At 38.5% G+C, this 13,101-nt stretch carries 16 protein-coding genes; 13 read left to right on the top strand and 3 right to left on the bottom strand.

The genetic code is table 11. The annotated features are described in order from the left end of the window. The first annotated feature begins 21 nt into the window (after window positions 1–21). Entirely contained in the window at window positions 22–684 is a 663-nt protein-coding gene (nth, locus tag HNQ41_RS08715; RefSeq protein ID WP_184664038.1) for an endonuclease III, read from the top strand. Next, window positions 681–1,190, top strand: a complete 510-nt coding sequence (locus HNQ41_RS08720) for a YpoC family protein (RefSeq protein ID WP_184664039.1) — start codon at window positions 681–683, stop codon at window positions 1,188–1,190. Before nth ends, HNQ41_RS08720 begins: the two co-directional genes overlap by 4 nt. Before the next feature lie 167 nt (window positions 1,191–1,357). Here HNQ41_RS08720 and HNQ41_RS08725 read toward each other — a convergent pair whose 3' ends face one another. Both HNQ41_RS08725 and recU read right to left on the bottom strand, forming a co-directional pair. Further along, entirely contained in the window at window positions 1,358–4,012 is a 2,655-nt protein-coding gene (locus tag HNQ41_RS08725; protein ID WP_184664040.1) for a transglycosylase domain-containing protein, read from the bottom strand. Between the two features lie 34 nt (window positions 4,013–4,046). Continuing rightward, a complete protein-coding gene (recU, locus tag HNQ41_RS08730) occupies window positions 4,047–4,652 on the bottom strand; it encodes a Holliday junction resolvase RecU (protein WP_184664041.1) in 606 nt (201 codons plus the stop codon). 123 nt (window positions 4,653–4,775) lie between these two features. On the opposite strand from recU, the gene HNQ41_RS08735 reads away from it, so the two are divergent. The 9 genes from HNQ41_RS08735 (at window position 4,776) to HNQ41_RS08780 (ending at window position 10,612) form a co-directional block, all read left to right on the top strand. Beyond that, window positions 4,776–5,765 (top strand): DUF2515 family protein, encoded by a 990-nt coding sequence (locus tag HNQ41_RS08735; protein WP_184664042.1) that lies wholly within the window; start codon window positions 4,776–4,778, stop codon window positions 5,763–5,765. A 381-nt stretch (window positions 5,766–6,146) separates the two neighbouring features. Next, window positions 6,147–6,701 (top strand): MerR family transcriptional regulator, encoded by a 555-nt coding sequence (locus HNQ41_RS08745; protein ID WP_184664044.1) that lies wholly within the window; start codon window positions 6,147–6,149, stop codon window positions 6,699–6,701. A gap of 44 nt (window positions 6,702–6,745) precedes the next feature. Then, the gene (locus HNQ41_RS08750) at window positions 6,746–7,123 is read left to right on the top strand and encodes a YppE family protein (RefSeq protein WP_184664045.1); all 378 of its coding nucleotides are present in this window, start codon (window positions 6,746–6,748) and stop codon (window positions 7,121–7,123) included. A gap of 62 nt (window positions 7,124–7,185) precedes the next feature. After that, entirely contained in the window at window positions 7,186–7,632 is a 447-nt protein-coding gene (locus HNQ41_RS08755; RefSeq protein WP_184664046.1) for a TcaA NTF2-like domain-containing protein, read from the top strand. A 79-nt stretch (window positions 7,633–7,711) separates the two neighbouring features. Beyond that, window positions 7,712–7,972 carry a DUF2524 family protein gene (locus HNQ41_RS08760; RefSeq protein WP_184664047.1) on the top strand — a complete coding sequence of 87 codons (261 nt, stop codon included), beginning with the start codon at window positions 7,712–7,714 and terminating at the stop codon, window positions 7,970–7,972. A 169-nt stretch (window positions 7,973–8,141) separates the two neighbouring features. Next, on the top strand, window positions 8,142–8,717 hold the full coding sequence (locus HNQ41_RS08765) for an isochorismatase family protein (RefSeq protein ID WP_184664048.1): 576 nt from the start codon (window positions 8,142–8,144) through the stop codon (window positions 8,715–8,717). A gap of 89 nt (window positions 8,718–8,806) precedes the next feature. Beyond that, the gene (locus HNQ41_RS08770) at window positions 8,807–9,703 is read left to right on the top strand and encodes an AEC family transporter (RefSeq protein WP_184664049.1); all 897 of its coding nucleotides are present in this window, start codon (window positions 8,807–8,809) and stop codon (window positions 9,701–9,703) included. Between the two features lie 157 nt (window positions 9,704–9,860). After that, window positions 9,861–10,175: a thioredoxin family protein gene (locus HNQ41_RS08775; RefSeq protein ID WP_184664050.1), complete on the top strand. Its 315-nt coding sequence runs from the start codon at window positions 9,861–9,863 to the stop codon at window positions 10,173–10,175. A 14-nt stretch (window positions 10,176–10,189) separates the two neighbouring features. After that, window positions 10,190–10,612 (top strand): redoxin domain-containing protein, encoded by a 423-nt coding sequence (locus HNQ41_RS08780; RefSeq protein WP_184664051.1) that lies wholly within the window; start codon window positions 10,190–10,192, stop codon window positions 10,610–10,612. Between the two features lie 12 nt (window positions 10,613–10,624). On the opposite strand, the gene HNQ41_RS08785 is transcribed toward HNQ41_RS08780, so the two are convergent. Next, the gene (locus tag HNQ41_RS08785) at window positions 10,625–11,350 is read right to left on the bottom strand and encodes a metallophosphoesterase family protein (RefSeq protein WP_184664052.1); all 726 of its coding nucleotides are present in this window, start codon (window positions 11,348–11,350) and stop codon (window positions 10,625–10,627) included. Between the two features lie 192 nt (window positions 11,351–11,542). On the opposite strand from HNQ41_RS08785, the gene HNQ41_RS08790 reads away from it, so the two are divergent. Next, complete coding sequence (locus HNQ41_RS08790; RefSeq protein ID WP_184664053.1) at window positions 11,543–12,682, top strand: conserved virulence factor C family protein; 1,140 nt, start codon at window positions 11,543–11,545, stop codon at window positions 12,680–12,682. Window positions 12,683–12,874: 192 nt separating this feature from the next. Continuing rightward, window positions 12,875–13,087, top strand: a complete 213-nt coding sequence (locus HNQ41_RS08795; protein WP_184664054.1) for a hypothetical protein — start codon at window positions 12,875–12,877, stop codon at window positions 13,085–13,087. Window positions 13,088–13,101 lie beyond the last annotated feature (14 nt).

Consider the following 13,101-nt stretch of genomic DNA (forward strand, 5'->3'; position numbering starts at 1 on the left):
GCACTAGGGGAGGATCTAGGGATGCTTAACAAAAAGGACATTGCATTTGTTTTAGATGAGATTGCTAATATGTATCCAGACGCAGAGTGTGAATTAGTTCATTCTAATCCGTTTGAACTAACAATCGCTGTTTTACTTTCAGCACAAGCAACTGATGCATCTGTAAATAAATTAACGCCTAAGCTATTTGAAAAATATAAAGAGCCAGAAGACTATTTGGCTGTGTCCCTCGAAGAACTTGAACAAGATATCCGGACGATCGGATTGTACAGAAGTAAAGCTAAAAATATAAAAAAGCTCTGTCAGTCACTGATTGAAAACTATAATGGAGAAATACCGCAAGAACGAGATGAATTGATGAAATTAGCTGGAGTAGGAAGAAAGACTGCGAATGTTGTTGCTTCAGTTGCATTTGATGAGCCAGCGATCGCTGTTGATACACACGTTGAACGAGTGAGTAAACGACTTGGGATTTGTCGGTGGAAAGATTCAGTACTTGAAGTGGAGAAAACCTTAATGACAAAAATTCCGAAAGAGAAGTGGTCAGAAACCCACCATAGGTTGATCTTCTTTGGGCGTTATCATTGTAAAGCTCAATCACCCCAATGTGGCGAATGCCCATTATTAGATGTCTGTCGTGAAGGGAAAAAACGAATGCGCTCAAAAGAAGGGAAGTTAGTATGATCACGATTCCAGAATCATTTGTCAGAGCGCCCTTTTATTCGTCCGTCACAACGGTCGAAACACCAAAGGGTCCCTTAGATACAGAATTATCAAAGCAAGGTCCCTACTTTGCTCATGATATCGCCTATGTGCAACAAGTATCTGTTGAACAACCATGGTCTAATCCTTACCCAACTTTTAAATATATACAAAATCAATGGAAAGAAATAGGTTATCCACTCATTACTGAACGTTTTTCAGAACGTGATCGAAAAGGTGCCGAACCTTATATGGTGAAGTACACGGCGTTGTTCATTCAATTATTACATTGGAGTCAAGCTACACCAGTTAGATCACTTATTCAGATAGAAAAAATGCTAGCAAATAACAAGGTTGCGCCTCTTAACGTAACTGATCGACTTGGCTTCATATTACAAATGCCGAATCACCATCATGCATTTACAACATTGACTGAGCTGTATCGAGAAGCAGAGAAAAAGATAGCGATAGAACTAGCCAAAAAGTGATGGTACCGTGTAGGAAGTTTAATAAAATGGATAAATAATAAAAGGTCAGATCCAGTAAATGGGGCTGACCTTTTTATGTGTAATGATGTATTTGGATAAAAAGAGTCGATTTCAAATATGATGAATGATTATTCAAGAAAAAAAGGTAGGAGTTTTAGCTCCTACCTTTACGTTAGATTGAGGATGTCATCTTCATTACTGTCATCTTCTTCATCTGTTTCATCGTCGTCGAGACCTTCTTCATTTTCTGTATCATCATCACTGTCTTCTTGTTCGTCAACATCTTCAGGATCCTGATCATGACCATTACCATTACCATTACCATGACCATTACCAGGACGGTTAGCGGGTGGTCCATTACCTTGGTTATCATCATCATCGCCAAATAGGTCATCGAAGAACTCGTCTAGAAGGTCCTCATCCATGTTTTCTTCATCTAATTCGTCTGCTTCAGGGATCGTCACACTTGTTGTTGAAGCATCACTTTGCAAGTCTTCATCTTCGTTAGATATTGCTGTAATTTGAATTTCATAAACGTCTCCTAATTCTGGATTCGTGATTCCAAAGGAAGTACTTGAAGTGATATCCAATAAATCAAATTCATCCTTGTCATCGCGGCGAGCTTCAACCATAAAGGAAACTTGGTCGATGAATTCTTCATCATAATCCCAGGAAATGATGACTTCATGGATTTCTTCGTCATAAACGGCTTCAAGGTCGCTAACTGGATTGAGTGATTCGAATTCATCTGAAACTTCGGTTGGTTCTGTTCCTCTTACGAAGTACTCGTGAACAATTTCGCTTTCTGGTGTGAACTCACTAGGCAGTTTTCCTGTTGAACGTTCGACAGCGACACGAGTAACAGAATCGGGACGCGTGAAGTTGCTTGTCTCAAGACCTTGGTGTGCAAATGTCATTGCTTCACGGAAAAGGTCACGTGCAATATGTTGTTGGTGTCCGTCATATTGGATGTACCCTTCATCAAGGCTGTTGTAACCAGTCCAGACTGCAGCAGTAAGGTCGGTTGAATATCCAGCAAACCATGAGTCGCGAATTCCACTTGTAATACCATATTGGTTTCGTTCTTCATCACTAAAGTTTGTCGATCCTGTTTTACCAGCAATTGGAACGCCAGATACATTTGCTCGAGTTCCTGTTCCACTTGTTACAACAGTTTTTAACATATCGGTAATCATAAACGCTGTGTAGTCATTCATTGCTACTTCTGGTTCCGGTTGCATATCAATCTCAGTTCCATCTTGTAAAACAACTTTACGTACGGTGTACGGTTCGTTATAGACCCCTTCATTTCCAAATGCCGCGTAAGCTCCCGCTAATTCTCTTGATGAGAAACCAGTGCTAAAACCACCGAGGCTATAACTAGGGGTAGCGGCTTGGTCGAAAGGAATCCCGAGTCGCTCAGCAAACGCTTGGGCGTTTGTAGCGCCAACTTCTTGAAATGTTTTAGCAGCAGGAACGTTTAAAGAGTCTCGCAATGCCTCACGCATAGAAACGTCACCGCGATACTGGCGATCAAAGTTACGAACTTCATGGCCACTAGGAAATTGAAAAGGTTCATCTGTAATTTGATAAAAGGTTGACCATTGAAGTTCATCGATGGCCGGTCCGTAATCTAAAACCGGTTTGATCGTTGAGCCAGGTTGTCTTTTGGGGCTTGTTGCCCAGTTCCAACTGCGCGCTCCTTTAGCTGTTTCGCGATGTCCACCAAGCGCACGAATCGCTCCTGAATTTGTATCCATCAGCGTAATACCAGCTTGATACTCATCATCAGGAAATTGGATGACTTCTCCTGACTGCATTAAATATTCAACATGTGATTGAACGTCACGGTCCATCGTCGTATAAATTTCGAGACCACCAGAATAGATATCTTGTGCATCGACTTCTTCGAGTGCTTCGACCTCATCTAAAACTTCATCAATGAACGCTTGGTAGTCAGATGTTTCTCGTTCACCTTCGTGAATTTGATCTTCAACTAAAACATTTCGTGCTTGTTCTGCTTCTTCTTCAGAAATTCGTTCGTGATTAGCCATTAAACTAATCACCGTGTTTCTACGTTGTTCTGCAAGGTCAGGGTTTTTCATTGGGTTATAAGCATTAGGGCGCTGAGGCATACCAGCAAGTAGTGCAGCATCTTCAATTTCAAGTTCATCTAACGTTTTATTGAAGTAATAGTCTGCTGCTTCAACAATGCCATAGCGACCATCAGAAAAATAAATCGCATTTAAATACATTTCCAGTATTTGCTCTTTTGAATACTGTTGTTCAAGGCGCACAGCTAAATATTGTTCTTGGATTTTCCGTGTCATGGTTTTATCTGCTGAGAGAAATAAATTCCTTACAACTTGTTGCGTAATCGTACTTGCACCTTCTGAGCCAAAGCCTCCTGTTACGTTCGAAACAATCGCACCACCAATACGTCGCATATCTAAACCGAAGTGGTCGTAAAAGCGAATATCTTCAGTCACAACAAAAGCGTCTTGAACAAGTTCAGGCACTTCATCAATATTTGCTGATCGTCGGTTTTCTGCTGTATTTAATGTTGATATGAGTTCGTCATTACGATCATATATCTCAGGGTTTTGCGCAAGTGTTAAAGATTCTTCATCTAAGTCAGGAGCACTTAAAATAATAGAAAATAACACGATCGCACCAGCTACAGAGAGTGCACCGAGTGCGATAGCCATATATTTGATGATTTTTTTTAGGAGAGAATGATTTCCTTTTTTGTTCTTTTTATTTGTTGCTTGTTCTCGTTGTTGTTTTTTTCGCTGTTGACGAGATCGAATATCGTCTGACATACGTCATCTTCCTTTCACACCCTTATAGAGAGGGTCACTCGTTTGAAATAATTTGATCAAGGATTTTTAAATAATTAATCCTTGGATGAAGCCCAACAGGGATTAGATGGCCTTTTTCTTCAATTTCTGATTTTGGAATTGATTTTCGTTCATTTTGTCTGTGCATATAAAACGAACATAAATGCTCCGCAGACAGAAAGTACGTTTCATCCACCGCAGTGAAGCGTAAGATCGCAAAAGCAATGCCACCTTGTTGTAACACTCGTTGCATGTGCTCAATTTGGTGCTCATGAAAGTTTTTTAACGGAAATGATTGTTTATTTTTCGTTTCTTTCGCTTCAAAATCAATATGGTAACCGCGGTAAACCCCATTGTAGTCAGTTGTCGATGGTTTTTTAAAGTATGCTTCAGTCACGACTGCAGCACTTCTACGAGGATAATCAACATCGACGATCTGCAATGGTGTAGGTTTTTTATGGATGACAGCAACACCACGACTTCGATAGTATTCATTTGTTTCATTTAGATCTTTTTCAAGGGACATTCCTCGGTTGGAATAACTGATATTTTGACTTCGCTTCTTAGGCGTATTTTGCGTATTGTTCACGTATTTTTTTCCGTTTGGATAACGAAAGGCCACAGTATCATCCTTCCCTATAGGCAATCAATTCATCATATCATATTATCACATTTTATTACTTTGAACATAGACTTAATGACTAATTTTGTGGCTGACTGCACAAAGTAAATTTGAGGTGGTCGAATGCAACGAACGTGGTTCAAAAGTCGAGAAAAACGCAAAGCCTTACAACGTTACAAACAAATCCAAAAAAAAACCGAAAGAGGAAACGTCGATAATATTTCACGTACTGTATTTTATTTAAATTATTACAAAAAACACCCCGAAATACGGTGGGCATTTTTAGCTAGTTGTGTATCACGAAATGCAGGTTGGTCAATGACAGACCTTTGTAGTGAACCATTCAAAGTAATCATGGACCAATCATACCGAAAGTTGTTATTTGCGACATATGAACGAGCCAACTGGACAATTTTTGCGGATGCTTATCCTCAATTATTGTTGTACGAACAATCAAAAAAATTTGGTTCACCTTTATTTGATGAAATGAGAGCTTTTGGTGTTTCAGAATGGATGATTGCAGAATGGGAACGTTTTTGGGTAGAAGGAGATGAAGAAAGGCTTTGCATTGCACTTATCATTAATGAACAACATGTTATTGAAAAACCAGTTATCCAACAATCATTTTATAACAAGCATGTTTTCCGTTCGATTCCGTTTAAACTCCAAGATGCCATGCATTTTAGTACGGTTCTTTTTCCGACAATATCAGGAGAAGTGTACGGAGCATCGGTCTATGATTTTACAAATGTACAGGCGAGAATCGAATTAGGGAAGCGGCTTATGTGGATATTATTTTCATCCCCAGAAAAAGACGAGATCGCAGATTTTAGTGAAAACATCACTCATACCGGATCAAGAAGAGATTATCAAATGTATATGAGTGCAACGTTTCCTAAAACGCCTATCCTTAGGGTGGTTTATCCGAAAATTAGACATTATCGCAGTAGTCAACAAACTGATTGGTCGGAAGGAATATCGAAGAAGAGATTAAAGAAGCAATTGAAATCACCGACACCATTGCAACGTTATCAACTAACAACGTGGTATATAGAAAAACAGGAGCAGATCAGATTTATTAGTTCGCTTGAAAAGAAATTTACACCGAAATAATAAAGCCAGCTTTGTCATTCGCTTTGTTATAGCGAATTCTCCAAAGCTGGCAATCAGTGTATATTAGTTAGTGGATGGACGATTAGGCCCTTGTAATTTTTTGTCAACAGACCCGTGGCGTTGTTGTTTTCCTTGTTTTTGTTGTTCGTTTTGACGTTGAGCTCTTTGTTTTGCCATTTTAGCACCCCCTCGTTTTTTTAAGAACACTGAAGTGTTCGTTTTTATCATTTGTTAAACCTTCGACAATATACATGGAAACGCAGCTTTTGGCTGTTTGCTACGTTCTTTGCCGAAGTACTTCTAGTTTTGTCAAGAGGGGAGGAGAAGGGGAAGAAAAAAAGAATGTATTAAGCAAACGAAATCTTCGGGAGGGAATGTTTCATGGAAACCAATATGAAAACAAAGGTGGCGTCGGACAAACTGGGTGTTAATCCAACAACAGTACAACGTTGGATCAGAGAATTTGATTTACATTGTGATGTTAATGAAAAAGGCCATTATTTAATTTCAGCGTCGGTGTTCCATGCATTAGAAGAAATTCAACGTCAATTGCAACAAGGATTTACTAAAAAAGAGGTCGTATTACCAACTGAACAAGAAAACAAAAATAAAGCGGGAGAGGATACTATTAGTAAGGAAACACCTACAATGATTGAGACGAGTGTATTTGAAGAACGTTTTGCCCAAGTAATGGCAACGGTTGACCAACTTGAAAAAAAGGTGAACCAAAAAGCAGATGAAGTCGTCGAGTATCAAGTATTAAATCACCGCCAAGAAATGGATCATATGAGTGAAGTGTTAACAAAACTTGAAGAACGAATGGATAGAATAGAAGAGGCATTAACTGAGCGTCCGAAAAATGTTGTATCTATAGAAGAGCCAAAGTTGAAAAAACAAGCACCGAAAAAGCGGTTAGCTAGTTTGTTTTCATTTTAAACCAGCCATAACCTTTGCTAATATGAGTGGTGGAGGTGATTGGCTTGGACGAGCAATCAAAGAAATGGGAATCGTTAACAAAAAAAACACAGGATATGCAAAAATTAAATGATCAAATATATGATCATTTTGTGAATCGAGGCGAAGAACCAGCACCGTTTTTTGATACAATCAAACCCTTCGCAGATCAAGTGAAAATGGTTAGTGATCATTGGAGAAATGAGGCGCTTCAGTTTGTCGACGAGGTGAAACCTGCATATTTACACCGAGAGCAAGTGGAAAATACACATGAAAATATAAATGCTATATCGGTTACTTGTTTTCAACCCAAAACGAAAAAAAAGCGTTTTATCGAAACTGTTAAGGCGAATCAGTTAATTTTTGATCAATTTCTAAAAGATATCACGAAAATGACAACTTGATTGCTCATTCATCATTTGTTCGCTATACTAGCATCAGTTAATTGAGAAAGGATGCGAACGAAATGGTGAAGAGATGGGGTTGGATAATGCCCTTTGTCATATTGTTATTTGCATGTACAAATGATGAACAGAATTGGACAGAAGTAGACGCGACGATATATGAAGAAGAGATACAAGAATTGGAAGAATTTACGTCTCTTTACTTGGAACAGTGGGCCAATATTCTACAAGGGAAACCATTTTCACATATGGAGGATTTTACTGTTCCTAACCACCATTACTACCATATGTTACGTCGGGAATATCAAAATTATTTGTCTCAAGGTGTAAGAGAAAATTATGAAATCCTTGAGACAACAAGTGTCGAGACACAAGATGAAACATTTTGGCGTTTATCATTAGAGAAACGCGTGGAAACGAATGAAACAACTGAAAAACGTAAAGTTCGTTATACGATTAAACAAAATAACAAACGATTAGTGATGACAAATAGGGAATTATTATCATGATGTAAGGCGACGAATATACGTCGCCTTTTTTGCTTATCTTAAAAGAAAAAGATCAAGCAGTGAAAGAAGGTGAGCTCATATGACAAATGACCAGCAAGTTGAACAAAGACTTGATTCCATTGAACAAGTCCTTGAACAAGCGCATACTCAACTAGATCAGGCAAATCAGCTTCAATCTAATGACAATATCGAGTATTATGAAATGCAAATCGAACTTGAACAAGCGAATGAAGAGTTGGAAAAAATGATCACTAGCACGCGACCTGAAATGCGTGACCCACTTGTGAGAATGCAACAACAAGTACAGCAAATGCAAAATCGTATGATCTTGGGAAGTTAAATACAGAATATACACATTTTATTTCAGGCTCTCAACAAAAATCGAGAGTCTGTTTTTTTAGTGTATGGACTAGGGAGGTAGTGATATTGCAGGAATACCGTTCAATTTGTCGAAATAAACATGAAAAGAGGAAAGAGTGAAGTTTATTGAAAAGGGAGGAGGATACAAAGTGAAAGCGCTCATAGTGATTGATTATACGAACGATTTTGTTAGTAATGACGGAAAGCTAACCACTAAAGAAGCGGGCCAATCAATTGAAAAACGAATAGATGAGCTTTGCCGTTTATTTGCTGAAACAGATGATTATATTGTTTTTGCTATCGATGTTCACGATGAGAATGATCCGTACCATCCAGAGAGTGATTTATTCCCACCACATAATATTCGTGGAACAAAAGGACGTCAGTTGTATAGGGGATTAACTGATACCTATGCGTTTTTACAACGTTCACACCCACTGTCGACGTTATGGTTGGATAAAACACGTTATAGTGCATTTGCAGGTACTAATTTAGAAATCAAACTTCGTGAACGCAACATCAATGAAATTCACCTTGTAGGTGTGTGTACAGATATATGTGTTTTGCATACCGCAATAGATGCTTATAATAAAGGTTTTTCTATCGTCATTCATCGTGATGCAGTTCAAAGCTTTGACGCTACTGGGCATGAATGGGCACTTAAGCATTTTTCTGATACATTAGGTGCAAGAGTGATTGAAAGAGGGGTAGATATACACCCATAATCACGAATGAAATATGAAAACAATACACGATCCTATAAAAATCAGCAGAAAATGAAATTTTTTTATGGCTAAAGAATGGAGCTTTGATCATGAGTGTACTTATTGAAGTTGTTTTACCGGTTATTTTCGTATTCGTTATTGGTTATGTCATTCAGAGATGGCGACAAATGGAGCTGCGTTCGATTTCTTCTCTTGCTATTTACGTGCTCGTCCCTTGTCTCATTTTGACAACTTTTCAAGAAACAGAAATGAACATGGACCTTTTATACATGGTTATATTTTCAATCGTCTTTTTTCTTGTTTTATTGTTAATTAATAAAGGGTATGCACGTATCCGCAAGTTACCCCCAAATACAGAAAGTGGATTGATCTTAGCAACTGCATTTATGAATAGTGGAAATTACGGTGTGCCTGTCATTTTGTTTGCCTTTGGGAATACCGGGTTTGCATATGCAGTTATTTTTATGGTTATCCAAACATTGATGATGAGTGTTTTAGGAATTTATTATGCTGCCAAAGGTTCAACGGGAATACGGACTGCTCTTTATACGTTACTAAAAATGCCAGCAACGTATGCAACAATGATAGCTATCTTATTAAATATCCTTAATATAAAGATTCCAAGTAGTTTATATCAGCCTATTGAATTAATAAGCGAAGCTGCAATCCCAGTTGTAATGGTATTATTAGGCATGCAGTTAGCAAATATTAAATTGAATGAAGCACCTTGGTCTCATATTACGTATGCCGTTTTATTAAGGTTGGTGGTTTCACCAATCATTGCGTTTATCTTGACATCGTTCATGCCGATCTCGACGATGATGCAGCAAGTGCTCATCATTGCAACGGCGATGCCTGCAGCGGCTACGACGACGATGTATGCTGTACAATTTGATGCTGAACCTAAGCTTGTATCGAGTATTACACTTGTTTCAACGTTATTGAGTGTTATAAGCATTACAGTTTTACTCATTTTTATAGGTTGATATATTTTTGCTGTGTCATTAAAAGATTCATATACTTTGAGAAGGGTATACGATCTTTTAGGGCACGGCCTTTTGTTTTAGGGTGAAAAAGCAATTAATCGTTTAAAAAAATATCGTGTGTTATACTTGCTAATTGAAAAAGGAGGTGCGCTAGACCATGATTGTAGGAGAACAGCAGTTGCAATACCACCTCGCACAAAATAAAATAACCATCGTGTTTATGCAAACGCCCCTTTGTGGGACTTGCAAGTTAGCAGAACAATTTGTCCAAATTGTCGAACAAACGATGGATAATGAAATGATATGGCTTAATGTAGATATTCATTTTGTGCCTCAGTTCGTGCAAACGTATCAAATTGAAAGCGTACCTTGCCTGCTTGTTTTTTATGAAGGGGAGTTGCGCTTAAAAACATATCGTTTTTCGTCGGTGTCCGACATTTACGATCAATTACAAGAAGTAATAATGGCTTGAAAGGAGTATGTACTGTGAGTGCTGACAACCAAAATTTTGGTTTATACGATCTACAATCCGAACAATACATAAAATTAGAGGACTTTTTAGAAAAGCCAGTTTTGCTAACATTTTGGGCTTCGTGGTGTCCTGATAGTCACATAGATCTCAAACATAAAGAGCAACTGTACCGTTCGATGAATAAAGAATCTTTAGGTTTTCTTACGATAAACGTAACAGGGCGAGAACATCGTCGTGATGAACTCGCCGACTACATTGATAAAAATGAGTGGAGCTTTCCTATTTTATCGGATGAAGGAACGAAAACGTATGATGCTTATCGTTGTATGTCGGTCCCAACAACAATTGTTCTAGATAAAGATCATCAAATTGTTGGACACTTCAATGACCGTTCATCCTTTCAAGAAATTTTGCAAGCCTTGACGAAAGTGGTTTAGTGCCGGTCCTATTTAAGGTCGTTTAGCATTTGTCAAAATTGAAGTAACAGCATCAGGTGCAGGGTAATTTTTGTCGTGAAGCTCTTTGATGACTTTATTTACATCATAACGAACACGGTGAAATTGGATGCTATGGTCACCATCTTTTGAATCAACGGTAACGTAAGAAGCTTTCGGTATTCCGTCAAAAGGTAACCCAATACTACCAAGGTTAATCAATTGTTTCCCATTCATTGATCTTAAGTAAGGAAGATGAATGTGTCCGTAAGCATAAATTGATGCGTCAGGATCTGCTTCAGTTAAATTGTGTAATGTATCATCACTTGAATCGGGAAATACATTTGTAAACAAATTGTTTGGTGTTGCGTGAAAAGCAAAAAGGTGTTCGCCACCTGTTAGAGGCAACTGCATCGTTTCGGGAAGGTTTTTTAGGTCTTCAACATCTTGCTCGTCTAATTGTGTTACAGCCCAGTCTCGTTCTTCATTCATGGTTTTTAACGCGGCATCAGGTACTTCACCTTGCTCGATTCCACGAACGATCCATTCGTCAGCATTGCCTTTAATCACCTTTGCCTGAAGTGACTGAACGAAGTCAAGGGCTTCTTTCGGTTGAGGACCTCGAAAACAAATGTCACCAAGGACGGCGATTTCATCAACTTTTTCATTTTCAAGATCACGAACGACTGCTTCTAAGGCCGTTGCATTGCCGTGAATATCTGATAATAATGCTCGTTTCATGTTAGAAGTCCTCCTTACTTCCTTTTCAAAAGTCAGCAAACTTAAGGTGTCTATTGTGAACATTTCCACATTATTGTAACATATTCGTTTTTGGTGAACAGTATTTGAAAAACGGATTGATTGGAGCAAAGAAGCGCCTGTGTTACGATTACAGTAGATAAACACACCAGTGTAGTGGAAAGGGGAAAGATGATGAAAATCATTTCGATTGAGCCAACACCGAGTCCAAATACAATGAAATTAACACTAGATCAGGAGTTACCTACAGGTACAAGTCATAATTATACACCAAAAAATATTGAAGATGCGCCGTCCTTTATTCAAGAACTTTTCAAGGTTGAAGGGGTTAAAGGTGTCTATCACGTGGCTGATTTCATTGCTGTAGAACGTCACCCGAAAGTTGATTGGAAGAAAATTCTTCCTTCAGTACGAATGGTTTTTGGTGAAGCTGATACAAGCGCAGAAGGTGTCTCACAAGAAACAACGACAGAGGATACATATGGTGAAGTACAAGTGTTCGTGCACTTTTTTAAAGGCATTCCTATGCAAATTAAAGCAACAGATGGAGAGGAAGAATCACGTGTAGGGCTTGATCCAATGTATAAACAAGCAGCCATGGATGCACAAAATGATGATGATAACCTTGTTATGCAAAGAAAATGGGTCGAACAAAAACCGCGTTACGGTGAATTACAAACGGTTGCTGAGGAAGTGGCAGAGGAGATAGAGGCAACATATCCAAAAGACCGTATCGAAGAACTCGTTTCATCTGCACAGCAAAATGAAACAGAGCAAGTTCAAGAAAAGCCAACACAAAAGAACAAAGTGACGTTGGAAATGTTAGATTACGATGATTGGCGCGAACGCTTTCGTCATTTAGAACAAATGGACCCAACGACAGAGGACATTCCTGTGTTAGAAAAAGCACTCAAAGATGAAAAAGCATCGATTCGTCGTTTAGCGACGGTGTACTTAGGGATGATCGAAACAGAAGAGGTGCTTCCTTATTTGTACAAAGCATTAAAAGATTCATCAGTTACCGTTCGTCGAACAGCGGGAGATTGCTTATCAGATATCGGCAGTCAGGAAGCCATACCCGCAGCTATTGAAGCACTTAAGGACAAAAACAAGCTTGTTCGTTGGCGCGCCGCAATGTTTTTATACGAAGTTGGTGATGATTCTGCAATAGAAGCACTTAAAGAAGCCCAAGATGACCCTGAGTTTGAGGTGAGTATGCAAGTGAAGATGGCACTTGCGCGTATTGAAGGTGGAGAAGAGGCAAAAGGCTCTGTATGGAAACAGATGACAGATACAATTGATAAAACGGAATAACCATTCAAAGAAAAGGTGGCCTTATCCACCTTTTCTTTATGAATATATTGGGTTTTCAAGTGAAAAATGAGTAATGGTACGAAAACGTATAGCTGACTTTTTCATCGTAAGGATATATAGTACAATATAACCGCCTTCATATAATGAATATATAAGAGAGGCATTCATACATAAAAATTAGGAGGAGATTTTGTGAATCGAGACACATTAGTACAAACATTACAAGATCAAAAATTTGATGAAGTGGTTGAACTTATTGAAGAAGCGGAGGCCGGAGACATTGAAGAATTGGAACTTGTTGATTCTTTAGGACTTCTTCGTGATGAAACGTTAAATGATGCTGTCATCAATTACTTAAAAGAACAAGGCGTTGAAATTATTTATATTTCCAAAGAAGAGGAATAGAAGGCGTTTAAAAA

The sequence above is a fragment of the Texcoconibacillus texcoconensis genome, from assembly GCF_014202575.1.
GTDB lineage: Bacteria > Bacillota > Bacilli > Bacillales > Salisediminibacteriaceae > Texcoconibacillus > Texcoconibacillus texcoconensis.

What these genes read in the sequence shown, in the direction of transcription:
- nth (WP_184664038.1), top strand. Translation starts at nt 22, where the DNA reads ATGCTTAACAAAAAGGACATTGCATTTGTTTTAGATGAGATTGCTAAT.
- HNQ41_RS08720 (WP_184664039.1), top strand. Translation starts at nt 681, where the DNA reads ATGATCACGATTCCAGAATCATTTGTCAGAGCGCCCTTTTATTCGTCC.
- HNQ41_RS08725 (WP_184664040.1), bottom strand. Translation starts at nt 4,012, where the DNA reads ATGTCAGACGATATTCGATCTCGTCAACAGCGAAAAAAACAACAACGA.
- HNQ41_RS08735 (WP_184664042.1), top strand. Translation starts at nt 4,776, where the DNA reads ATGCAACGAACGTGGTTCAAAAGTCGAGAAAAACGCAAAGCCTTACAA.
- HNQ41_RS08745 (WP_184664044.1), top strand. Translation starts at nt 6,147, where the DNA reads ATGGAAACCAATATGAAAACAAAGGTGGCGTCGGACAAACTGGGTGTT.
- HNQ41_RS08755 (WP_184664046.1), top strand. Translation starts at nt 7,186, where the DNA reads ATGGTGAAGAGATGGGGTTGGATAATGCCCTTTGTCATATTGTTATTT.
- HNQ41_RS08760 (WP_184664047.1), top strand. Translation starts at nt 7,712, where the DNA reads ATGACAAATGACCAGCAAGTTGAACAAAGACTTGATTCCATTGAACAA.
- HNQ41_RS08770 (WP_184664049.1), top strand. Translation starts at nt 8,807, where the DNA reads ATGAGTGTACTTATTGAAGTTGTTTTACCGGTTATTTTCGTATTCGTT.
- HNQ41_RS08775 (WP_184664050.1), top strand. Translation starts at nt 9,861, where the DNA reads ATGATTGTAGGAGAACAGCAGTTGCAATACCACCTCGCACAAAATAAA.
- HNQ41_RS08785 (WP_184664052.1), bottom strand. Translation starts at nt 11,350, where the DNA reads ATGAAACGAGCATTATTATCAGATATTCACGGCAATGCAACGGCCTTA.
- HNQ41_RS08790 (WP_184664053.1), top strand. Translation starts at nt 11,543, where the DNA reads ATGAAAATCATTTCGATTGAGCCAACACCGAGTCCAAATACAATGAAA.